20 protein-coding genes are annotated in these 21,877 nt (G+C 55.5%); 6 read left to right on the top strand and 14 right to left on the bottom strand.

The window, feature by feature from the left end; genetic code table 11:
- The first annotated feature begins 119 nt into the window (after window positions 1–119).
- From RR42_RS24380 to RR42_RS24365, 5 genes are all read left to right on the top strand, one after another.
- Window positions 120–1,883, top strand: coding sequence for an MmgE/PrpD family protein (locus RR42_RS24380; protein ID WP_082055084.1), 1,764 nt, complete (start codon window positions 120–122; stop codon window positions 1,881–1,883).
- A gap of 17 nt (window positions 1,884–1,900) precedes the next feature.
- Window positions 1,901–3,073, top strand: a complete 1,173-nt coding sequence (locus RR42_RS24375; RefSeq protein ID WP_043353750.1) for an acyl-CoA dehydrogenase family protein — start codon at window positions 1,901–1,903, stop codon at window positions 3,071–3,073.
- 311 nt (window positions 3,074–3,384) lie between these two features.
- The gene (locus tag RR42_RS41795; RefSeq protein ID WP_419188919.1) at window positions 3,385–3,600 is read left to right on the top strand and encodes an IS66 family transposase; all 216 of its coding nucleotides are present in this window, start codon (window positions 3,385–3,387) and stop codon (window positions 3,598–3,600) included.
- Between the two features lie 6 nt (window positions 3,601–3,606).
- Entirely contained in the window at window positions 3,607–3,801 is a 195-nt protein-coding gene (locus tag RR42_RS41790; RefSeq protein WP_144410079.1) for a transposase domain-containing protein, read from the top strand.
- A complete protein-coding gene (locus RR42_RS24365; protein WP_043353749.1) occupies window positions 3,741–4,238 on the top strand; it encodes a hypothetical protein in 498 nt (165 codons plus the stop codon). The genes RR42_RS41790 and RR42_RS24365 overlap by 61 nt, the downstream gene beginning before the upstream one ends.
- Before the next feature lie 295 nt (window positions 4,239–4,533).
- On the opposite strand, the gene RR42_RS24360 is transcribed toward RR42_RS24365, so the two are convergent.
- The 6 genes from RR42_RS24360 to RR42_RS24340 all read right to left on the bottom strand — a co-directional run bounded on the left by RR42_RS24360 (window position 4,534) and on the right by RR42_RS24340 (window position 12,256).
- Window positions 4,534–5,928 carry an MFS transporter gene (locus tag RR42_RS24360; RefSeq protein ID WP_236702176.1) on the bottom strand — a complete coding sequence of 465 codons (1,395 nt, stop codon included), beginning with the start codon at window positions 5,926–5,928 and terminating at the stop codon, window positions 4,534–4,536.
- Window positions 5,929–6,386: 458 nt separating this feature from the next.
- Window positions 6,387–7,253: a Bug family tripartite tricarboxylate transporter substrate binding protein gene (locus tag RR42_RS38805; protein ID WP_236702175.1), complete on the bottom strand. Its 867-nt coding sequence runs from the start codon at window positions 7,251–7,253 to the stop codon at window positions 6,387–6,389.
- 226 nt (window positions 7,254–7,479) lie between these two features.
- Window positions 7,480–8,253, bottom strand: a complete 774-nt coding sequence (locus RR42_RS24355) for an enoyl-CoA hydratase/isomerase family protein (RefSeq protein WP_082055081.1) — start codon at window positions 8,251–8,253, stop codon at window positions 7,480–7,482.
- Window positions 8,254–8,357: 104 nt separating this feature from the next.
- Window positions 8,358–9,269 (bottom strand): HpcH/HpaI aldolase/citrate lyase family protein, encoded by a 912-nt coding sequence (locus tag RR42_RS24350; protein WP_236702174.1) that lies wholly within the window; start codon window positions 9,267–9,269, stop codon window positions 8,358–8,360.
- A 186-nt stretch (window positions 9,270–9,455) separates the two neighbouring features.
- The gene (locus RR42_RS24345) at window positions 9,456–10,568 is read right to left on the bottom strand and encodes a porin (RefSeq protein WP_043353742.1); all 1,113 of its coding nucleotides are present in this window, start codon (window positions 10,566–10,568) and stop codon (window positions 9,456–9,458) included.
- 137 nt (window positions 10,569–10,705) lie between these two features.
- The gene (locus RR42_RS24340; protein ID WP_043357791.1) at window positions 10,706–12,256 is read right to left on the bottom strand and encodes a class I adenylate-forming enzyme family protein; all 1,551 of its coding nucleotides are present in this window, start codon (window positions 12,254–12,256) and stop codon (window positions 10,706–10,708) included.
- A 231-nt stretch (window positions 12,257–12,487) separates the two neighbouring features.
- On the opposite strand from RR42_RS24340, the gene nadB reads away from it, so the two are divergent.
- Window positions 12,488–14,122 (top strand): L-aspartate oxidase, encoded by a 1,635-nt coding sequence (gene nadB / locus RR42_RS24335; RefSeq protein WP_144410078.1) that lies wholly within the window; start codon window positions 12,488–12,490, stop codon window positions 14,120–14,122.
- Window positions 14,123–14,224: 102 nt separating this feature from the next.
- Here nadB and RR42_RS24330 read toward each other — a convergent pair whose 3' ends face one another.
- The 8 genes from RR42_RS24330 to RR42_RS24300 all read right to left on the bottom strand — a co-directional run bounded on the left by RR42_RS24330 (window position 14,225) and on the right by RR42_RS24300 (window position 21,527).
- Window positions 14,225–15,007 carry an IclR family transcriptional regulator gene (locus RR42_RS24330; RefSeq protein WP_236702173.1) on the bottom strand — a complete coding sequence of 261 codons (783 nt, stop codon included), beginning with the start codon at window positions 15,005–15,007 and terminating at the stop codon, window positions 14,225–14,227.
- Window positions 15,008–15,141: 134 nt separating this feature from the next.
- Entirely contained in the window at window positions 15,142–16,068 is a 927-nt protein-coding gene (locus RR42_RS24325; protein WP_236702172.1) for an HpcH/HpaI aldolase/citrate lyase family protein, read from the bottom strand.
- A 7-nt stretch (window positions 16,069–16,075) separates the two neighbouring features.
- On the bottom strand, window positions 16,076–17,299 hold the full coding sequence (locus tag RR42_RS24320) for a CaiB/BaiF CoA transferase family protein (protein WP_043353735.1): 1,224 nt from the start codon (window positions 17,297–17,299) through the stop codon (window positions 16,076–16,078).
- Window positions 17,299–17,778, bottom strand: coding sequence for a MaoC family dehydratase (locus RR42_RS24315; RefSeq protein ID WP_173430726.1), 480 nt, complete (start codon window positions 17,776–17,778; stop codon window positions 17,299–17,301). Before RR42_RS24315 ends, RR42_RS24320 begins: the two co-directional genes overlap by 1 nt.
- A 112-nt stretch (window positions 17,779–17,890) precedes the next feature.
- On the bottom strand, window positions 17,891–18,145 hold the full coding sequence (locus RR42_RS39880; protein ID WP_144409938.1) for a hypothetical protein: 255 nt from the start codon (window positions 18,143–18,145) through the stop codon (window positions 17,891–17,893).
- 61 nt (window positions 18,146–18,206) lie between these two features.
- Complete coding sequence (locus RR42_RS24310; protein ID WP_043353731.1) at window positions 18,207–18,716, bottom strand: MaoC family dehydratase; 510 nt, start codon at window positions 18,714–18,716, stop codon at window positions 18,207–18,209.
- 753 nt (window positions 18,717–19,469) lie between these two features.
- Window positions 19,470–20,321 (bottom strand): 3-hydroxybutyryl-CoA dehydrogenase, encoded by an 852-nt coding sequence (locus tag RR42_RS24305; RefSeq protein WP_043353727.1) that lies wholly within the window; start codon window positions 20,319–20,321, stop codon window positions 19,470–19,472.
- 18 nt (window positions 20,322–20,339) lie between these two features.
- On the bottom strand, window positions 20,340–21,527 hold the full coding sequence (locus RR42_RS24300; RefSeq protein WP_043353722.1) for an acetyl-CoA C-acyltransferase family protein: 1,188 nt from the start codon (window positions 21,525–21,527) through the stop codon (window positions 20,340–20,342).
- Window positions 21,528–21,877: the final 350 nt, after the last annotated feature.

Raw genomic sequence — 21,877 nt, 5'->3', positions numbered from 1 at the left:
TGAAGATCGACCACGCCTCCACTTGCTAGTTGTTGTTGTCGATGACGCTTGCATGAAGGGGCCGTCTACGACCATCCACGCCAGAATTCAGCGCCTATTTCCTTGATTGCGCAGGACGCATGAGGGACGAAGTCGTTGCGCTCTGGCTCACCTCATCGGGGTTCGGCATCGCCACCGAATTACCACGCGTCGCGCGGTTCCACATATCCTGGCTCCGGGCTTACATTGATTGGCAGCGAACGCCGAAGGCGAACTGGACGACAGCGATCACTCTCGCCGGTCTTAACCCTCCTTTACCGAATGCTCGCTTTTCCGCAATAGCGTGTAAAGTCGTCGAGCCAAATAACACATATGTGATCTCTCTTATCTTGCTGGCGCGCGCGCGGGAAATAAGCTCTCAAAAACTTCTTCCGTATCACATGCATGATTCCTTTCCGAAGCCGCAAGTAAATTTGCACTTTCTGGCTCAGAATATTGACGATGGAAAGAAAAGACCTGCGGAGACAGACTTGAACGGCGCACTCACCGATCTGCAACCAGTACGCTCTCAGATCACACGCGCACTTGTGGCGCGTGCCATGTCGTTCGCGGACGCGCCCTTGCGATCGGACCACGTCGAGCTGGCACGCCAGTGTGTACTCGACTGGGTTGGTGTCGCACTCTCAGGCTCGCAGGATCCGCTTGTCGGCTTGCTTATAGACCAGGCCATAGAGGACGGGGGGCAGCATGTTGCAACCCTGGTGGGTAGAGGCAAGCGCGTAAGCGTACGTCAAGCCGCCCTAATCAATGGTGCTATTGGCCATGCAATCGACTACGACGATGTCAACGTAGCTGCTCAAGTGCATGTTACGGCTGCCGTATTGCCGGCCACGCTCGCGGTCGCGGAAGCGCGGGGGCTGAGCGGGGATGCCGTGCTTCGCGCCTTCGTAGCAGGTTACGAAATGGTCGGCATGGTTGGTCAGTACCTCGGGCGCGACCACTATGAGAGAGGGTTTCACGGCACGGCCACGGTGGGTAGCTTTGGCGCAGCCTGTGCCGCTGCCTGCCTCATGCAACTGAACGCAAGCACCACCTCCATTGCACTGGGCATCGCAGGCACCCAGGCTGGCGGCGTGAAAGCGCAATTCGGGACCATGTGCAAGCCGCTACATGCGGGCAAGGCGGCAGAAAACGGGGTGACCGGCGCACAACTGGCCGCACGCGGTTTCACGGGGCGAGCGGACCTTCTCGAGGCGACACAAGGCTTCGCCGATGCCACAAGTCAGCTCCCCGCCATCGATGCAGCATCGGCCATTCCGCAGCAAGACAGCTATCTGAATCACAACCTCTTCAAGTACCACGCCGCTTGCTACGGCACGCATGCGTCAATCGAAGCCATACGCGAATTGTGCCGTCAGCATCGATTGGCGGCTGACGATATCGACCGCATCGAGCTGGATGTGGAGTCTGGCGCGCAAAACATGTGCGACATTCGCGAGCCACGCACCGGTCTAGAAGCGAAATTCAGCCTGCGACTAAATGCGGCGCTCGCCGTTACTGGAGCAGACACTTCGTCCCCTGCAGTCTATTCTGATGCGATGGTACAACGGGCCGACCTGGTAGCGCTGCGCGATCGAGTGCGCGTGCAGTTCATGCCTGGGGAATGGCCGCGCATGTTGGTCCAGGTACGCATTCATACATACGATGGTCGCCAGTTCACAGGCCATCACGATAGTGGTCTTCCCGAATCCGACCTCGCGCGGCAGCGCCATCGGCTCGGGTCCAAGTTTTTTGCCCTGGCTGTCCCAGTCGTAGGTGCAGATCGGGCCACGTCGATCTTTCGCGCCATCGCAGAGCTAGAACAACTCCCGGACATTGGAGTACTGATGTCCATGCTTCGATAACCCTCTGGAACATCCCAATGAGTCAAGACGTCATTGCCCGCGCTTACATGACCGAGGAACGGCGCGCCATTCAGGAGCAGGCGCGTGAGTTCACGCTTCGCGAGGTGCTTCCTATCGCCAATAAGCTCGATCCAGACAAGGGCGAGATTCCGATGTCGCTGCGAGAGAAGATGGCAGAGATGGGATACTTCGGTATTCTGATCGACGAAGACTACGGCGGTCTTGGCCTAGGTGTATTCGAATACTGCCTGGTGGCCGAGGAACTCGCGCGCGGCTGGATGAGTGTTGCCTCGCTCATCGCGCGTGCGAATAACGTGCCAGGCATGGAAATGCTGACTCCCGAGCAAAAAAAGGAGATTCTTCCACGCGTCGCCCGGGGCGAATGGCTCGGCGCCTTCGCAATGTCAGAGTCCAACGCCGGCTCTGACATCGGGAATATCAGTTGCCGCGCGAAGCGTGATGGCGACTCCTGGATAATTCATGGCAACAAGTATTGGTGCACTTTTGCCGATGGCGCCGACTATCTCGTGGTCATCGCACGCACCAGTCCCGCGCCAGAAGGGAAGAAGCACAAGGGGCTCTCGGCATTCATGATTCCAAAGGAGCGCGGCAAGCTTCCACTAGGCATCAATGGTGCCCCCATCCCCAAGATTGGTTACCACGGCTGGAAGACCTGGGAGCTCTCGTTCGACGAGTTTCGTGTGCCGGCCGACGCCTTGCTCGGAGAAGAGGGCAAAGGCTTCTATCTCGCCACCCATGGGCTTGAGAAGGCGCGCGCCCACACGGCGGCACGCGCTATCGGATTGGCGCGGGGAGCTTTGGAAGACGCGATCGCCTATGCGGACGAGCGCGAGCAGTTTGGTTCGCCGATAAGCTGCTTCCAGGCAATACGCTTCAAGATCGCCCAGATGGCCACCGAGATCGAGGCCGCGCGCCAGTTGAACCACTTCGTATGCACACAAATCGACACTGGCGGCCGCTGTGACCTGGAAGCCTCAATGGTCAAGCTGTTTGCCACAGAAATGGCAGAACGCGTCACCAGTGAGGGAATTCAGATCCTCGGCGGTGCAGGCTACACCACGCTTCATGCTATGGAACGCTATTGGCGCGATGCGCGCCTCACCAAGATCTTCGAAGGCACGTCCGAGATCCAGCTTCGCATCATCTCCGACCGGCTGCTGGGCAAGTAAGCGTAAAGCTAACGCCGATGAAGCTACATGAACTAACCGAACCTATTCGCCGATCAAGGCGCAAAGTTCATTAAGAAACGCTGATCAATGAGGTCGGCGAGCAGCGATGCAGGTAAACCCGACCTTGGCTTTCGTAATGTGAGAGAAGAAGGCCAATTCAGGCTGGTACTTGCCTTGCGTCGCACCTTTCCCGGCGCGCTTTGCGCGCTCAGAACAGATTGCTCCCCTGTGAAGCCAGCAACCGCTTCCTGGCGAGCGCCAGATTCGCCAGACCAAACAGGCTCAACAACTGCGCCGTCCCAGTTCCACCAGTGGCTGCTAGGCATTACCCATGGCTTGCTGGCCAAGCAGACCTTGGAGCAGCCGTCGGCAAGGCACTGCGACCGCTCGTGCGCTACGCCGAAAGCGGTATCCTGGAGCCGGACAACATTCGCCTCGAACGCGCCATCCGCCAAATTTCCGTTGGCAGAGCGAATTTTATGTTCGCGGACTCGCCGCGTCGCGAGCGTGCCGCCGCGACGATGTAGTCGCCGCTGGGTACCTGTCGCCTGAACGGTATCGAGCCCTATGCCCGGCTCAAGGATACCCTGGAGCGCCTGCCAGCCCACCCCATCAGCCGGCTCCACGAACTGCCACCGCTGCCACGCCAACCGGTAAACTGTGCGTCATGGACGTTCTTGACGCATTGCGCCTCGCCCCGAGCGCCGACCTGTACCGCTTGTATCTGACCATCGGTCGGATGCTCGACGATCCGACGCGGATCCAGGAGAGGCGCCGGCACCTGTATATCGGCATGACCGTCAGCTACGTCGCCGACGATCTCATCCAGCCGCTGCGGTGGGGCCGTATCCTTGATTTGCGGCAGACCCAGGCTGTGGTTGAGGACACCGCAACGCGCTGCCGCTGGGCTTTGCCGTATGCCGCGGTCATCGCCGATGCCACCGCGGCGGCTCAACCGTCACCGCAGGCTTCTCCACCACCGCCCCGCGTGCAACGTGCTGACTTCATGGTCGGTGACACGGTGGCCTTTACGGACCAGCACCTGCACAAGCGTATCGGCACCGTCGCGAGCGCCAATCAGAAGACCGTGTCCGTGCAGTGCAATCCCGACGAGGGACACAGGCGGGTCTCCTCAGCGTTTCTGCGTAAAGTGGTCGATCTGTAGCCGTCACCCACGGTCAGAGGAAGACGCCAAGTCCATGACAAATGGGGTGCGATGACGCCTGCCTAGCTTCTTCGCCAAGGAGTCGATATGAAGCTCGGCTTTATGGCGCAACAACGAGGGGTCTAGCCTGTGCCTATGAGGTGTGACGCGCTTGGTGTCTCGAACTGAGCGGCACACGCAGGCACTTATGTTGCACCCACGTACGTCTTCAATGCGAGGATGGAGGCCGGGGGCTCAGATCCACCCCCGTTCAAGATGACGAACATCGTGCAGCCTCATGTTACATCGGCAAGGCTCAATGCGCTGCTTCCCTGGCTCGTACGCTAACCAGCACGGTCACACCCCCAAGCACCAGCACGGCAGCGATGGCATAGAGCGCGTTATCTTGACTCCCTGTCATCGTCTTGATCGTCCCGATGAGCCATGGGCTCAGCACACCGCCAAGCGTCGCCAGCGCATTAATGAATGCAATACCAGAGGCTGCTGCCTTTCCACTCAGATATGCCGTCGGCATCGCCCAAAACACCGGCAACGCCGAAATAGAAGCGGCCGAGGCTAGCGACAACGCGCCCATTGCGAGAGGAAAACTATCTTTGCTGAGTGGAATCAGGATAAAACCTGCGGCTGCCGCGAAGGCCGCCAATGCAAAATGCCAACGCCTTTCCATGACCCGGTCAGAATGTCGGCTCCATAAAACCATCACAACGCCAGTGAGTGCATAAGGGATCATCGAGTACAGCCCGATCTGAGTAGGCTCAGTAACTCCAAATCCCTTAATCATCAGAGGAAGCCAGAAGGTAATGGCATAGCCGCCACATACAGCCGCAAACAAGCTCAAGGCGAAGAAGTACACTCGGAAATCACGAAAAACTTCGGTACTTTTGGTCGTGCGACCCGTCTCAACGTCGCGAAGCTCATTTTCAACCTCGTGCGCGACGATCGCGCGTTGCGTTGGGCTGAGCCAGCGCGCATCGCTCGGGCGATCCGTCAGATACACGAGAGCGACGATCCCGAGCAACGTGCTGGGTAATCCCTCCAACACGAACAGCCACTGCCAGCCCCGCAAACCATAAACGTCATTAAAAGCCTCCATAATTCCGACCGACACAGGGCCGGCTATCAGTCCCGCGACCACGATGCCCGTCATAAACAGCGCGAGGATCTGAGAGCGTCGGCGGCCAGGGTACCAGTATGTGAGATAAAGAATCACACCGGGAAAGAACCCCGCCTCGAATATGCCGAGTAAAAATCTAACGATAAAAAATTGAAAATGGTTGGTGACAAACATCGTGCAAACGGACGTGATTCCCCATAGAAACATGATTCGGAAGAGCGTCTTTCTTGCACCGATCTTCTGCAACAACAAGTTACTTGGCACCTCAAACATCAGGTAGCCAACAAAAAAAATACCGGCGCCAAGTCCATAAGCTGCATCGCTCAATCCCAAATCATGCTTCATCTGCAACTGCGCGTAGCCAATGTTTATTCGATCCAAAAATGACATGACATAGCATAGAAAAATGAATGGGATGAGGCGCCAGCTGATCTTCCTGTAGGTAGAATCAATCGACTCATCTGAATACGGAACGTCACAAATTTGAGGTAACACAACCTTTGATGTCATTTCTGTCTCCATTGTTATAGGAACCAACCCAACCCCTTCCGTCTCCGTGCTTTCTTTATTAATCAAGAGCTCTCCGACGGTCTGGGAGTTCCCAACTCGCCCGGTTACCGCGTCGAGCGCAGGGACACACTCCCATTGCTCCCGGCGTGCCGACGCGCATCCCAATTGGAACTTCTGCCCACCGTCGCTTAATGTTCCAAACCTTGGATGGCCACACTGAAGCGTGCCGACCGCGAGGTAAGAACGAGGTCACGCGTCATCGTCAGTGAGAGACCGGTCCCGGGACTCGCCAAGACCGCCTGCAATCCTGCCGTTGGATGCAGCGACGCGAGAGAATCACTCCGCGGGAGTAATCGATTGAAGCCTCGAGCAGATTTCCCTGGCGCTCGTTTTCCTGTCTGCTGTAGGGATATTCCCCAAGCGGAGAATGTCTTCCGCCAGCTTGGATCACCACCGCTTCATTTTCCCCTGGTATACTCGCCTCGCCGTCGAGCGTGTCGAGCGTGTCGAGCATTCAAATAGTTCTATTCCGGACTAATTCCGGCATCTCTTACCACCTGAGCCCACTTCTTTGACTCCTGAACCACAAAAATTCCTAATTCCTCACTAGTTGAATAGGACGGTGTCACCCCTTTCTCGATCATCTGTTTCCGGACACCTTCATCTTCCAGCGCTTGCCGAAGGAAAAAATTGAGACGGTCAATAACGGCCTTCGGGGTTCGTGCAGGTGCGAAGGCCGCAGACCAAGCAGTTAGTTCGAATCCAGGGAGCCCACTTTCCGCGATAGTCGGAACGTTTGGCAGATGGGAATCTCGTTGCTTCGATGTCACGGCAAGGGCCGTGAGCTTTCCGGCGCGTATTAGTGGTAATGCCGGGGAGAGGTCACATGTCATGAAATCGAACTGTCCGCCCAAGAGATCCGTAAGTGCCTGTGGCGATGACCGATAGGGAACATACAACAGATTACCCTTGAGACGAAGCTTTAGCATTTCCGCGGCAATACGAGTAGAGGCACTGGAAGCACCAAAAGTCAGAGACTTTTTCGATCTAATGGTATTAGCAAATGAGGAAATATTTCGATAAGGGCTATCTGATCTAACAACCAACGCCAGTGTGGCGTCCCCGGTTTTCCCCACGGGCTCAAAGTCCTTTATCGGATCATAAGGCAACTGTTTAAACATTGCCGCATTTGCCGCATGGGTTGTGCTCGTAGTCATAAGGATCGTGTAGCCGTCAGCGGGCGCTCGCGCTACTTCCTTTGCACCAATGAATCCATTTGCCCCGGGGAAATTGTCTACCACGACGGGCACATTCGCGTTTTTACTTATCGCCTGCCCAATGATTCTCGCTACTGCGTCGGTTCCTGTACCAGCCGCAAACGGAACCACCATTCGTATAGCTCGGCTAGGGTACGGCTGCGCGGAAGCGATAGGAACAAAACAAGGTTGCGTACCAACAAATATGCACACTAATCCAAAAAATATTTTCCTTATCATCTTCGTGTCTCCAACTTCTATTTCATAGGTTCACCAGCGATGGCTTTCCTAAAACGTATTTCATGCCGCCCTAAGCCAATCTGGCTTCTTCGCTTCTCATCGTAGGTCGGCTATCGCTGATTTAGCCTTTATTGACCGGACCGCCAAAGTTCATTACACGCTCTCGGAACTCTGGAGTCGCAGCACAGCGTAGAAACGCGTGCTTTTCTCGCTGCAAATGCTCTTCCAGACCCGGTCCTGTGGACAAATTGAGCAGGCCTTTGATCGCGCAAACTGCCTCCGGCTCCTGAGCGGCCAGCCTCTCCGCCAGTAGCAAGGTGTCCCTTCGCAAGTCGATTTCGTTTGTTACACGGTTCACCAACCCCATCTCGCAAGCAAGGGCAGCGTCCAATGATTCCATGAGCAAAAATACCTCCATTGCGCGCCGCGAACCGAGCCTCCTGGAAAGCTGGAATGTCAGCCCACCATCACTTGAGGTCCCCAACTTTGAATATCCGACAACGAAGCGCGCCGTGTCCGCGGCGACAATCAGGTCACAAGCCATTGCGAGCGAAAACCCAGCTCCAGCGGCCGCACCGTGCACGCTCGCGATCACGGGAATTGGAATCCTGCGGATGGTCAAAATCACTTCATGAAAGGCATCGATTAACGAAGCCAGAAGTTCGCCTGGGCTTTCGAGTGTATGCTTTATATAAGGCAGACTCCCCCCAGCGGAAAATAGTTTTCGCGATCCTTGTAGCACAACGGTTCGTGTGTTAGGCGAATGAGTTGCCTCATCAAGCGCTGCCAGCATCTGAGCGCAGAATTCCGGATCCACTGTATTCAGCCCTGGGGAAGCGTCCATCGTGATAACTGAAACCGCACCCTGATTCTCTACAAATACCTTTCTGATCATTACTACTCCCTAACTCCAAGATCCGAAATCCTATGCAATATCTGGTTCTTTCAAATGGACTCTCACTGACACTTTCCAGCCATCGCCTGGTTTCTGGGTTGTCATCATGCCTCGCCAGTGCTATCCGATAGCGCTTTGCTTATTTCTAGTAGCTCTTGCGCGGCCGCAACGTGCAAGTTTTCAATGAGGTGACCGTCCACGACAACAACTCCTTTACCTTCGGCAACCCCCTGCCGGTAGGCTGCAATGATCTTTTTCGCCCAATTCAGTTCATCTTGATTTGGAGAGAAAATTTCATTTGCTTTATCTATGGTCTTCGGATGAATCAGGGTCTTACCATTAAAACCGAACTCCCTGCCTTGTTCACAAGATAGCTGAAAGCCTTTTGCGTCATCGAGATCCAGATGAACCCCGTCCAAAATGCTCAGGCCGTACGCTCGCGCCACAAGCACGCATCTTCCTAAACTGGCGAGCATCGGCAAACGCATTCGCGTGTGCGCGCACCCCAATTCCTTCGCAAGGTCGCTGGTACCCATGATCAAGCCGCCCAGTTGCGCGTCACTCCCAGCTATCTCTTCCGCTCGAAGAACTCCTCTTGGAGTTTCGATCATGCACCAGATCCGCATTGACTCCGGGGCCCCGACTTCGATCATGATTGCCCGCACCTCACGGACATTCTCCGCGCTTTCGACTTTCGGAATCACAATGCCGTCGGCCGCACTCCGAGCAACTATTTCAAGATCGCCTTTCCCCCATTTCGTGTCGAGGCTATTGATGCGTACGAGAACCTCCTTCCCACCATAACCTCCACTTTCAATAGCACGTGCCACATTTTCGCGCGCATCTTCCTTTGCATCCGGCGCCACGGCATCTTCTAGGTCTAGAATAAATCCGTCTGCATTTAGCAGTTTCGCTTTCTCAAGCGCGCGCACATTTGCGCCGGGCGTGTAAAGTACCGATCGACGATGTCTATTTCGAGACATGTTTAAATGCTTTTTAAGAATTAAGTTTGCCATCGTCTGCCCCCCTCACCAGATTTTTTGGGTAGAAACTTCGAGCACGTATTAACTTTCTTCCGAGATCTAGCGATAATCACCGACATCGAGCTTCGATAATATCGGAATGTAAAATTTAGACGTCACTTTTCAACGTTACCAATGGGATCAATGCCATCGCATGATAATCTGCACTTTTGAGGAATATCAGAATTTATGCCGAATACCAATGGCCGCTGCGAACATATCGTTCTTACCTTGGCCGAGGAAGTAGCCATTTGCGAAGTTGATGGCGGATGTGTCAAAGTTGATCCCGGAATTTTTGACATATGCCGTCGTCAGATAAACATCGGTTCGCTTCGAAAAGCTGTAGTTTGTAATGAATGTTACCTGCCAAGGATTATTAATATTATTGCCCGCCAATTCGCGCACGTCGTCGTAGTAATATGCCAGAGAAATACCCCACGGAGCGGTCACCTGATAGGTCACACCGATCCAGTAATAGTTGTCGCGCAATAGAGTATCGCCGCTCGCGCCGTCACTCCGCCCCCAGCGGTAGCCACCCATCAATTTGGCATCACCGATCGCATAACTAGCCGCACCGGCTACCTTTTTGAAGGTACCGGTTGCGCCAGACGCTGTCAGCGTCGGATTATATTGGTCATATACAAGCGCGAAACCGAGCGGACCACTTTCATACGATACTGCCCCACCATAGCTAGTATCTCGCCGGAATTGTCCCGGCACTTCACCTGCACCCGCGACGCCATTACCAAAAGACCAGTGGCCTTCCAGGTTGAAACCGCCGAACTTGCCCACGTATTTGAGACTATTGTCAGCGCGATATCCTAATCCGAGTAGTGCGATCGCGGGCTCATACTGAGTGGCATAGCGCGACGGTGCGAAATTGGAAATGGTGTCGAACATGGTCGAGTATTGCCGCCCAAAGGTGAGCTGACCCATCGCACTATTCAAACCTACAAAGGCTTGGCGGCCGAAGATTCGCCCACCTTGCTGCAGTTTCCCGTCGTCTACACCAAAGCCACTCTCGAGCACAAATAATGCCTGCAAACCTCCGCCCAGCTCTTCGGTCCCCCGCAAGCCCCAGCGCGAACCCGACAGACCGCCCGGCATCATCGCCACGCGGTTCGCAGCAGGCCCCGTAGCAAATCCATTAGCCACCGATGGCGTGACGGTGGAATAGTGATTCACATACTCAATGTTCGTATCAACCACGCCATACAAGGTAATATTAGATTGCGCGTTGGCATCGAAACCACAAGTGATACCAAGCGCCATGCACACGGCGGCCATTCGCATATATTCGTCTCCTGATTTTTTAATGTATCTTTAGGTATTAAAGACTTTGTCCCGGACACAGGGTAAAAGCAGCGCGGAGCCCAGACAAGAGGGGGACGCGCTCCCTGACGACATATCAAGGTTGTGATAACTTTGGTTCAGATACGCCGGTCTTTGTCGACCCAAAATTGCCGTCGGATTTCTCGCTTCAGGACTTTACCCGCCTCGTTTCGCGGGAGCGATGACCAGATCTCGATGGACTTTGGCGTTTTCACGCCTCCCAGATTTGTCCGGCAAACGGCCTGCAGGAGCGTCGGATCGACCTCGTGGCCGGGAACTGGTTGAACAACCGCCTTCACCGCTTCCCCCCACTTGGCGTCGGGAACACCAATTACAGCGCAGTCCTGAACACCAGGTTGATCTAAGAGCACCCGTTCTATCTCGGCAGGATAGACGTTAAATCCACCGGATATGATCATGTCCTTTTTACGATCCACGATGAAGAGAAAGCCATCAGCATCGAAGCAGCCGATATCCCCGGTGTGGTGCCATCCGAATGCGGAGACTTCGGCCGTGGCCGCGAGATCATTCTCGTAGCCAGACATCACAAACGCTCCCCGCACGACGATTTCCCCTTCCATACCGGGAGGCAGTACGTTCCCGCCCTCGTCCATGATTGCCACATCGGCTGCGGCAGTCGGCCGGCCGCACGACATGAGCCGACTGTCGGGCGCGATCTCCCCGCTCACGAAGTAATCCTGAGGATACATTTGTGCAATCAGCATTGGGGCTTCCGTTTGGCCGTAGCCCTGTGTCATCACAGGGCCGAACACGTCAATCGCCTCCTTCAGCCTCGCAATAGCCATAGGAGCGCCACCGAAAACGAAGTACTTCAGAGACGAATAGTCGATCGCGCGCACATTGGGCTGGTCCAGCAAGTTGTAGATCGCCGTCGGAGGTAGAAAAAGCCGCGTAATCTTGTAATGCTGGATCGCTTTAAGGATGGCCTGAGGCTCAGCAGAAGGCAGTAGCACTACCGTACCGCCGAGGTGCATTACCGGGAAACACATGCGACCAGCGACATGGGTGATTGGTGCTGCGGCAAGAAATACAGGCGGCGTATCCTCATGTAGGAGCTGTGCGTAGCCGAGGGTAAACGCCACAAAGTTCCGCTCTGTCAGCATCACACCTTTTGGCTTGCCGGTCGTGCCACTCGTCACACTTATAGCAGCAAGGCGATCAGGGTCAGGTGGCAACGAGCGATATGCGGGCTGTTGAGATGGCATCCACGATCCCATGCGGGGATAGTCGGTATCGTCTCTATCAATACAGATGACACTCTGGATACACGGCGCGCCGGAAAGAATCTGGGGCAGCAATTCAAGAAAACTACTGTGAAAAAAAAGTACGTTGCATTTGAATATTTGCAACGCTCGAGTATTTTCGCAAATTGCGTTTCTCGGATTGACTGGCAACCAAACAACACCGGATCTTAGCAGCCCAAGGATACATACAATCGCTGATGAATCATTGACAGACAGGACTGCGCCGCGCGCCCCTTCTCCGAAACCAATAGCTTGCAGTCCCGCCGCGACGCCCAAGGAAGCGTCCTGTACATCTCGATAAGTCAGAGTTCTTTTGCCGTCAATTAAAAAGGCGCGATCAGGATGAGCCGCAACGGCCAGATCGAATAGCTCAGTGATTATCATGGAATCGAATTGCGAGGTGCAAAGAAACAGGCGGCTCTGCAATTTGCTCGCAAGGCGACCCTCCTTCTTGAGATATTAGTGCGTACCTGCGAGTCCGGGGAGAGACAGAGATAACATCAGACTCGTGATATTTGACAGAGAGGCACTTATTTCCGGGGATCTTCAGTTAAGCTGAAATCAATGTCGTTCGCAACCGAAGACAAGCTATCCGTGGTTTTTGACACTAACAAAATGCACAGAAATCAGGCTCTCGCGATGCCACCAGCCGCCTTATTCGATGTAGCCATTGTCGGGAGCGGGCTTGCTGGTCTTACGGCTGCCTTGGAACTGGCACAGCGCTACGATGTAGCACTCGTCAGCAAGACAGCATTAACACAAGGGGCAAGTGTGCTGGCGCAAGGAGGCGTGTCCGCGGTGCTGGATAGGCGCGACAGCTTCGCAGATCATATCGGCGATACTCTTTGCGCAGGCGCCGGGCTGAGCGACGAAGCGGCAGCACGCTATATTGTCGAGCGGGGTCCCGAAGCGGTCGCGTGGCTACGATCCCATGGCGTCGACTTCACGCCGGACGACCATGCCGAATCCGGACTACATCTGACGCGTGAAGGTGGCCACAGTCAACGCCGCGTTGTTCACGCCGCTGACGCAACTGGCCGCGCCATCATGGAGGCGCTGGGCGCCAAAGTTCGCAGCCATCGAAGAATCAAAATCTTCGAGCACCATTTCGCGGTAGATCTGCTCACTTCGGGAGTCCCCGGTTCGTCCAATCATACCTGCGTGGGACTTCACGTTCTGGATGTTCGCACCGGCAGCACAAAGACGATTGCGGCAGCCAGTACCGTTCTGGCAACGGGGGGCGCAGGCCATGTCTTCCTTCACACAACAAATCCAGCCTCAGCGTCCGGCGATGGAATCGCGATGGCCTGGCGTGCAGGCTGCCGCGTTGCCAACATGGAGTTCGTGCAGTTTCATCCCACGTCCCTGTACCATCCGGTCGGAGATACCTTTCTAGTTTCCGAAGCGGTTCGCGGCGAAGGTGGACTTCTCAAGCGCGTCCACGACGGCCAACGCTTCATGCTCGCGTATGACCCTGCGGCCGAGCTGGCGACCCGCGATGTTGTAGCGCGCGCCATCGAGCAGGAAATGGCCAAATACGGGGCGAAGTATGTTTACCTAGACATTCGACATCGCTCGGCGTCCTTCCTGACATCACACTTTCCGACGATCTTCGCACGTTGCAAGGCAATCGGCATTGACATCACTCGGGATCCAATTCCAGTTGTCCCGGCGGCCCACTACACCTGCGGAGGAGTGCTGACCGACCTGTCTGGACGCACTGACCTCGCCGGACTGTACGCTGTAGGCGAAACCGGATGCACCGGCCTTCATGGCGCCAATCGGCTGGCCAGCAATTCTCTACTTGAATGCATCGTGATTGCGCGCGCAGCGGCACAGAAGATTGCGGAGCAGACAACCGATACGCTGGCGAACTCAACGCTGCCACAACTGCATTGTGGCATTCGACCGCGACCAGATGAGAGACTGGCTACGGAATTTGAGAATTTATCGATCAATTCCACTATAACCACGCTGCGCGAACTTATGTCAACTCATGCCGGCATCGTCCGGTCCAACGAACGGCTCCATCAAGCGCAGGCGGAAATTAACAGAATGTATCGCGAGCACGAGCGTAGGAGAAGAAAGGCCCCTGCCAGCTCGACATCGCTAGTCTTGCGGAATATGATTGACGTCGCACAACTCATCGTCACAAGCGCCCTAGCACGCCACGAAAGTCGCGGCCTGCACTTCAGCTTGGACTACCCATTCGCCGGAGCCGAGCCCGCCCCCACGGTCTTGCGGCCATGATGAGAGCGCGACTCTCGTTACGTTCCTGCCGTCCGCCACCGCTGCTTGTCTCCGCAAGACGTCAATCGGGGCGCCTAAGCGATTGATGTATTGCATGAAGGCTCAACGTTGGGGCTTCAACTGGTAGGGCGCTACTGCTTCTCTCAACATATCGAGATACGTTTGACGGTTCGCACGTAACACTTCTATCGCAGCACCTATCCCGACCGCCATCGGCGGCTGACTCGCGGGAGTCGGCAACTCAATCGCGATGACACCGGCAGATGGATTAACTGTACCTTCGGTGTACGCGTAGCCTTGTTGTCGGATCATATCCAGCTCACGAAGCAGATCGGCCGAGGGTACCCGATTAGCAGGATCTGACTCTTCGGCATTGATCCGGCGCAATAGCAGCATTGCGTTCACATCGGTCTCGCGGCTCAACAGCACTTTACCAAGTGCAGAGCGCGCTAAAGGACGCAAGGAGCCAGGCTTGATATACCAGGGAATCTCTGTGTTCGCCCCTTGAACTAAATAGATATATTGCACATAGGCGTCATTCCGCATGCCAAGCATTACGGTCTGCCCAGACGCCTCGTGCAATCCATCGATGACCTTAGAAAGACTTGCTTCAGTGAATAGCTGGTCATGAACCCATCCGCCGAGGAGGGCAACCCGCATCGTCGGTGCGTACAGTCTCGCATTTCGATCGTAGTCCAGGTAGCGTAGTTTCACTAAGCTTTTGAGTAGTACCGAGCTACTGGATTGCGGATAGTTCAGCGCCGCTGCCAATTCCCCGACGGAGATGGGACGTCGACGCTCGGCGAAAAACTCGAATACTTCGAGCACTCGCTTGGCGGATTTAATCACACCGCTTTCCTCACCTTTGGAGAGATCAGCATCCACCTTTGGAGTCTTTGGAGTCTTGGGAGTCTTGGGAGTGCGCATACTATTCATTTTCAGACTTACATAGCCGTCTACTCATTATCACACAATGAACACAATGCACCACTCCCTAGATCGCTCACCGAGGCGTAAGGCTACAGACCATACATTTGCGCCTTTTTCAGCACTGTATTGCGTAGGAGCCGCATGGTCGCCACATCAACCATGACCCCATCGACATTAATGGCGCCCAAGCCCTCGGCTTCCGCCTGTACATAAGCACTTTCTAGCTTACGCGCTTGCGCTACCTTGGCTGGATCCGGGCTGAACTCGGCTAGCGCGATTTCAATCTGGCTGGGATGGATCGCCCACTTCCCGACGCAGCCGAGCGTGCCGGCGCGCCTGCACTCATTGCGATATCCCTCGGAGTCACGGAATTCCGCCCACGGCCCATCCACGGGATCGATGTCAGCGGCACGGCAAGCCATGATGAGCCGAAAACGCGCGTAATGCCAGATATCACCGGGGTAACCACCGGTGTTACCAATGGATTCAAGATTGACACCCATTGCGGCGGAAAAATCGCCCATGCCGAAAATCAAGCATTCCAGTCGCTCAGTCGACTGCGCGATCGCCTCCACATTCTGCAGGCCCGGCACTTCCTCGATAAGCGCCTCCAGACCGATACGCCGGGGAAGACGCAGCTTCTTCTCCATCATCGATAGCAAACGGTCGGCAAAAAGTACGTCCGCAGGCCCGTTCACCTTCGTCATCATAATGGTGTCGAGGTTATGACCGGCCCCTTCGACGATCTCAATGATATCCTCATAGGCATACTCGGTCGACAAGTCATTGATGCGGACGCAGCGTACCTTTCCTTGCCAATCGAGATGATTCAGTGCGTCAATAATCTTCTTTCTTGCTGCTACCTTCTGGTTGGGGGCGACAGCGTCTTCCAAGTCTAGGAAGACATGATCGGCGTTGCTGGACGCCGCCTTCTCCATCATCTTTTCGGACGAGCCAGGCGTTGCCAACTGGACACGACGGCGGCGCGTTGGCCGCGGGGAGGTTTGGTGCATCATTTTCCTCTTAGGCAATTGTGCGCAGCTCTCGCAGCGCGCGGATCTCCGTGTCGGCATAGCCGATTTCACGAAGCAACAGATCGGTGTGCTCGCCGAGCAAGGGCGCGCGGGTGTGAACCTTCCCAGGTGTGGCGCTCATCTTGACCGGAATGCCCGCAATCCGGACGTTCCTCTCTACTCCCGGATGCGGTACTTCCACGATCATTTCGCGATGCGTGAAATGTGGGTCGGCGAGAATCTCGTCGACGTCGTAAACGGGCCCAAAAGGCAGTTTCCCCCCCAACAGCTCCAACAGCTGCCGCTTGGTCTTATGCGAAGTGAAACGCTCCACCTCGGCATATAGAAAGTCTCGGTTCTTGATACGAGCGTCAGCAGTTGCTGTACGACTGTCGACAATCAGATCCTCGCGGGAGATCAGCCGGCACAGTACTCTCCACCAAGCATCGGTGTGCGCGGCCAGGGTGATAAAACCGTCCTGTGCTCGAAACATGCCGAACGGTGCAAGCAAAGGATGTTTATTTCCTTCCGGGTGCGGTGTCAGGTTTTGGAAGGACTTCTGATGAATGATCCGTTCGCATAGCGCCAACACACTGTCTGCCATTGCGACATCGACAAACTGACCTTCCCCAGTCTTCGTAGCGCTATGGAGGGCAGAAACAATCCCAAATGCACACAGCATAGCGGGTACCAAATCACCAACGCCCGGCCCCACCTTCATCGGCGTTGCGGCGTCCGGTCCGTTAATCCCCATCAATCCACCCATCGCTTGTGCGACGACGTCGAAAGCTGGCCAATCAACATATGGGCTTTTTCCAGTCCGGCCGTCTCCAAAGCCCCGAATTGCCGCATAGATCAGCTTTGGATTGCGTGCCCGTAGAACCTCATAACCGAGGTTTAGTCGATCCATTACCCCGGCGCGGTAGTTCTCCACCAGCACATCGGCGCGGTCCGTCAGTCGCAGTAACGCTTCACGGGCATCGGGTTGCTTCAAGTCCAGTGCAATGGACTTCTTGTTTCGATTAACAGAAGCGAAATATCCTCCGAACTCGCGCCGCAAATCGTCGTCACAGAATGGGCCCGTCTTACGACTTCCTTCTCCGTCGACAGGTTCGATCTTGATCACTTCGGCGCCGTGGTCTGCAAGCAGTTGTGTAGAGAACGGCCCCGCAAGCATTTGGGTCATATCGATAACCCGCACGCCATCGAGCGCGCCGAAGCCCGCGGTCGACATCAACGGATCCCCCAATGCGATCGACGCTTGATGAGTACCGTCCTCTCCGCCTCGAATACCTCGGAACCATCCTGCTTCACGCCATAGTGCCTGAAGTGGACAATACCGGCATCTTCGCGTTCCGCTGGACGTTTCTCGATTACCTCGGTATAGGCAGTCAATGTGTCACCGTGGAACACCGGTCCCTTCAGCCGAATTTTGTCCATGCCCAACTCACATATCGCATTCTCCGCTGTGTCTTGGCTGGCCAGACCAACAAACATTGCGATGTTGACACCCCCAAAGCTTAGGCGTTTCCCGAATGCTGTGCCCTTCATCATCTCTTCATCAAAATGGCCAGCAGCGCTGTTCATAACAATATTGGTTATAAGAACTTGTTCGAGCGGTTCAAGTGTCTTCGAGCGTGCGTGCTTCATTGCATCGCCCACTTGAAAGTCCTCGAAGTAGTTGTCGACACCGGTCAGGGTATGGATTTTCATAGTCATTTCCCTAGAAGGCGGCTGGAGATGATCCGCCGCCGAATCTCGGATATTCTTTCGGAATCAGTGATTAGCCTATCGTCCGACAATATGCGGAGTGGCTTGCCTGCAATTAATTCAAGGCGCTTCGCCTCGCTGAGACAATGTTTTTTCCTGCACGTTGTTGGTTCGTGTAATCAGCAATGCTGTCCATGCGTGCAAAAATTTTTCGTGATTGGCCGACACCTGATCTTTCGCATTGCGAACCATCCATACTCTTATGGAGTTTGGATCGAGTATCCCAACCCGCGAGCTTCTTAAACGACGTCATTGCCATGTCGCCTTTCAAAGGATCCAGGTTGCTTGCTAACGGAAATACTTCAGTCATTGCGTAATTCCACGCCTGCGCTGTTATCATCTAGCGTTCTTACGCCATTAGATTATGGCCCTCAACATTGGGCAGTTTGCTCCGATACAAGATCTCTTCGCAAAATGAGATTCGATCGCAAGAAATCGCACACCCTCTTGCCATGCTGATTGAAGCCCTCGGTATGCCAGGTCGCGATACCGGTCTTCGGATTGCTCTGTGACGGGCGGCGTTGCACCACAGTGGAGCGAGCGGTGATCGTATCGCCGGGCATGACCGGCTCGTGAAACTTCAACTCATCAACGCCGAGGAATGCCACGCCGTTCTCGCTGAGGTCTTGCACCGACAATCCAAACACCGTGTTGAATACAAGGTATGGATTCAACGGGGTATCAGCATGCCCCAACGCGCGTGCATACTCTGCATTCGTGTAGAGCGGATTAAAATGTAGCGTCAGAGACGTGAAGATAGCGCTTTCAGCTTGCGACAGTGTTCGTCCCCAATGGTGTTCAAAAACGCGCCCCGTTTCGAAATCTTCGTACCAATAGCCCTTCGTGCGCAAAGTAGCTCGATCTATCATCTCTTGCTTCATATCCACTGACTCACTTGTTAGATGGCAAACACTTAGCCTGAATCAGTATGGACGAAGGTAGGCACTGTATGACGCAGTTTCGACACATACTACATATGTGATAATGCGGCGCTAATTTTGGTCACAGGACGATCCCAGGTAATGGCGAGAGCTATAGCCTTCGTCCGTGAAGCCCAGCTTCAGGCCTGCACGCCGTGGTGGTGCTTGTAAGAGGCCCATGACCCGAAAGAGAACGGCCGTGCAACGCATTCTCCACATAGGATCCGTGCCTAATCTTTCATTGTTTCCGTCAGGCCAGAATCTGTGGTCAATCGCCAAGCGTTGGGCTGGGACTGCCAGCAATGCTGACGGCGGCAGGCGGCTCGCCCGCGCTAGATCGCCGGTCGCCTCGCAGCCAGCACCGGCCGGGCGCCCCCAAAGGCCCTCAGGGCCGCGGATCCTCGCCACCGAGGATCCGCGGTGCGTCCTGGTCGACGGCGGCGAGCAGGAACGCATGTCCGCAGACTTTGCATTGTTAGACGAAGGCATTCTGACCAGTAGCCCTACGCGCCAAGCCGGTCCTGGCCGGGCGCGGAGGGAAATGGCCGGGACGGTCAACCTGTGCTATGCAGAGATTACATAGGGACATGACTCGCTCCGTGCATATGTCGTCTCCGAGACATTATTTGGCGCCAGATCGGCGCTGCCTGAGCGGTCACGACGATTCCAGAGGACATCGAGGTGCAAATAGGCTCCGCGAGATAGCCGGCTTCGTCAACAGTAGACGTAGAATCCCCGTCCGCTCTTACGCCCCAATCTACCCGCCGCAACGAGTTCCTTTAGCAGTGGCGCAGGCCGATATTTCGGATCGTTAAAGCCGTCGTAAAACACCTGCATCACGGCCAGCAGCGTATCCAGACCAATCAGATCCGCAAGAGCCAGAGGGCCGATTGGCTGGTTGCAACCGAGCGTCATCCCAGCATCAATGTCCCCAGCCGATGCGAGTCCCTCTTGCAGCACGAACACCGCCTCATTAATCATCGGCACGAGAATACGGTTCACCGTAAACCCAGGCGAGTTTTTGACTGTTATCGGAGTCTTACCGATGCGCTGGGCAAACGAGGACGCGGCAACATGCGTGGCGTCCGAAGTCTGGACGCCCCTGATCAACTCGACCAGCGCCATCACGGGCACCGGATTGAAGAAATGCATTCCGATGAAGCGCACGGACTCGTCAAGAACCGCCGCGAATTGCGTGATCGATATGGAAGATGTGTTGGTCGCTATCACTGCATCGCGCCTTACGATGCTCTCAATCTGCCGGAGAATCTGCATCTTTAGGCTGGGATTCTCGGTCGCGGCCTCAATGATCAGGTCCGCATCTTGCAAGGCTTTATAGTCCGCAGTAGCGTCGATGCGCGCTAGCGTCGCCATGCATTCTGTGTCGCTGAGCTTTCCCTTCTTAGCGAGCCGGTCCAGATTAGCTGTGATGGTTGCCAGTCCCGTTCTTAGCGCATCTCCGGATACGTCGATCATCGATACCGAGAAGCCCGCCTGCGCGCTGACTTGTGCAATACCGTTGCCCATCAATCCCGCACCGATAACCCCAATACGTTGGATAGTCATGTTGTCACCCCGTCTCTCTCAGACCCGCTCAAAAATGGCCGCAATACCCTGACCGCCCCCAATGCACATCGTTGCAAGCGCGTAACGTCCACGTACGCGGTGCAACTCGTAGATGGCCTTGGTCGCGATGATGGCGCCGGTCGCACCAACAGGATGGCCCAATGAGATTCCCGATCCGTTCGGATTTACCTTTTCCGGATCAAGGTTTAGAAGACGCGTTACTGCATAGGCCTGAGCCGCAAATGCCTCATTCGCCTCGACTACATCGAGATCCGATACATCCAGGCCAGCGCGTTGGAGGGCGATTCTGGTTGCCGGGACGGGGCCAAGTCCCATGACGCGCGAATCTAGCCCGGCATGGCCGTGACTAACCAGCCGCGCCAGTGGCTTGAGGCCATGCCGCTCCACCGCCGCCCGTGTTGCGAGTACTACCGCTGCGGCGCCATCATTCAAACCCGACGCATTACCCGCTGTTACCGTTCCGCCACTCGGCTGGAATGCTGGCTTCATTTTTGACAATTGTTCCAGTGTGACGTCGGCACGCACGTGCTCATCCGTATCGAAGCATACTTTGCCGCTGCGCCCGTCGATTTCGACACCGACAATCTGGCCCTTAAAACGCCCCTCCGCAATCGCACGACCGGCTCGTTGTTGGCTGGCAAGGGCCAGGGCGTCCTGCATCTCCCGTGAGACGTTCTCCTGATTTGCGACGTACTCTGCCGTCAAGCCCATGTGAAATCGATGGAACGGGTCATGCAGAATGCCAAGCATATAGTCTTGCACCGACGCGTCGCCCATTCGCGTTCCCCATCGCGCACTGGGTAACAGGTATGGCCCGCGACTCATCGTCTCCGCTCCTGCCCCGACCGCGATCTCAGCGTCACCGGCTGCCAACGCCTGAGCGGCGAGCAGAATGGCTTGCAAGCCAGATCCACAAAGTCGATTGACATTGAATGCTGGCGTCTCTGGCGGAATTCCCGCCTCGATGGCGGCGACTCGGGACAGATAGGCATCTCGCGCCTCCGTTGGGATCACGTTTCCCATGACAACCTGTCCGACCAATTCAGGCGCAACTCCGGCCCGCGACATTGCCTCCCGCACCACGATGGTGGCGAGCCGGCTCATTGGTACGTCCTTAAGCGATCCGCCAAACGTACCAATTGCGGTGCGCGCTGCTCCAACAACATAAATCTCAGCCTGGGTCATGCGTCTGTTCCTTGATATTGCGGCCCACCTGCATCGCCGCCATCTCGTACGGCACAGCATATGGCCGGGCAGGGAAAATCGAGATGTGGCGACATTACAGCAAGCAGCAGCAATAGCGGCAATGGGCACCTGACACCCTGCGATCGATATCACAGCTGTGATTCTTTACGGTTCTTCGGTGTCCCTGTTCACGAGTGATGGAGGTAGATAAGTGAGGCGGCGCGTCCCTTTGGGCGTGCCTTACAACCGCGAGCATGCTGAGACATCAAACGAAAACTCGGCAACCATCGTTGGACCATGGTCCGACCTGAATAGCAAACGAATTAAGGAAGGTTGGCGGCTTTTGCCAT

Source organism: Cupriavidus basilensis (assembly GCF_000832305.1).
GTDB lineage: Bacteria > Pseudomonadota > Gammaproteobacteria > Burkholderiales > Burkholderiaceae > Cupriavidus > Cupriavidus basilensis_F.
Note: the sequence above shows the minus strand (reverse complement) of the source record. Positions and strands in the feature narration are given on the sequence as shown.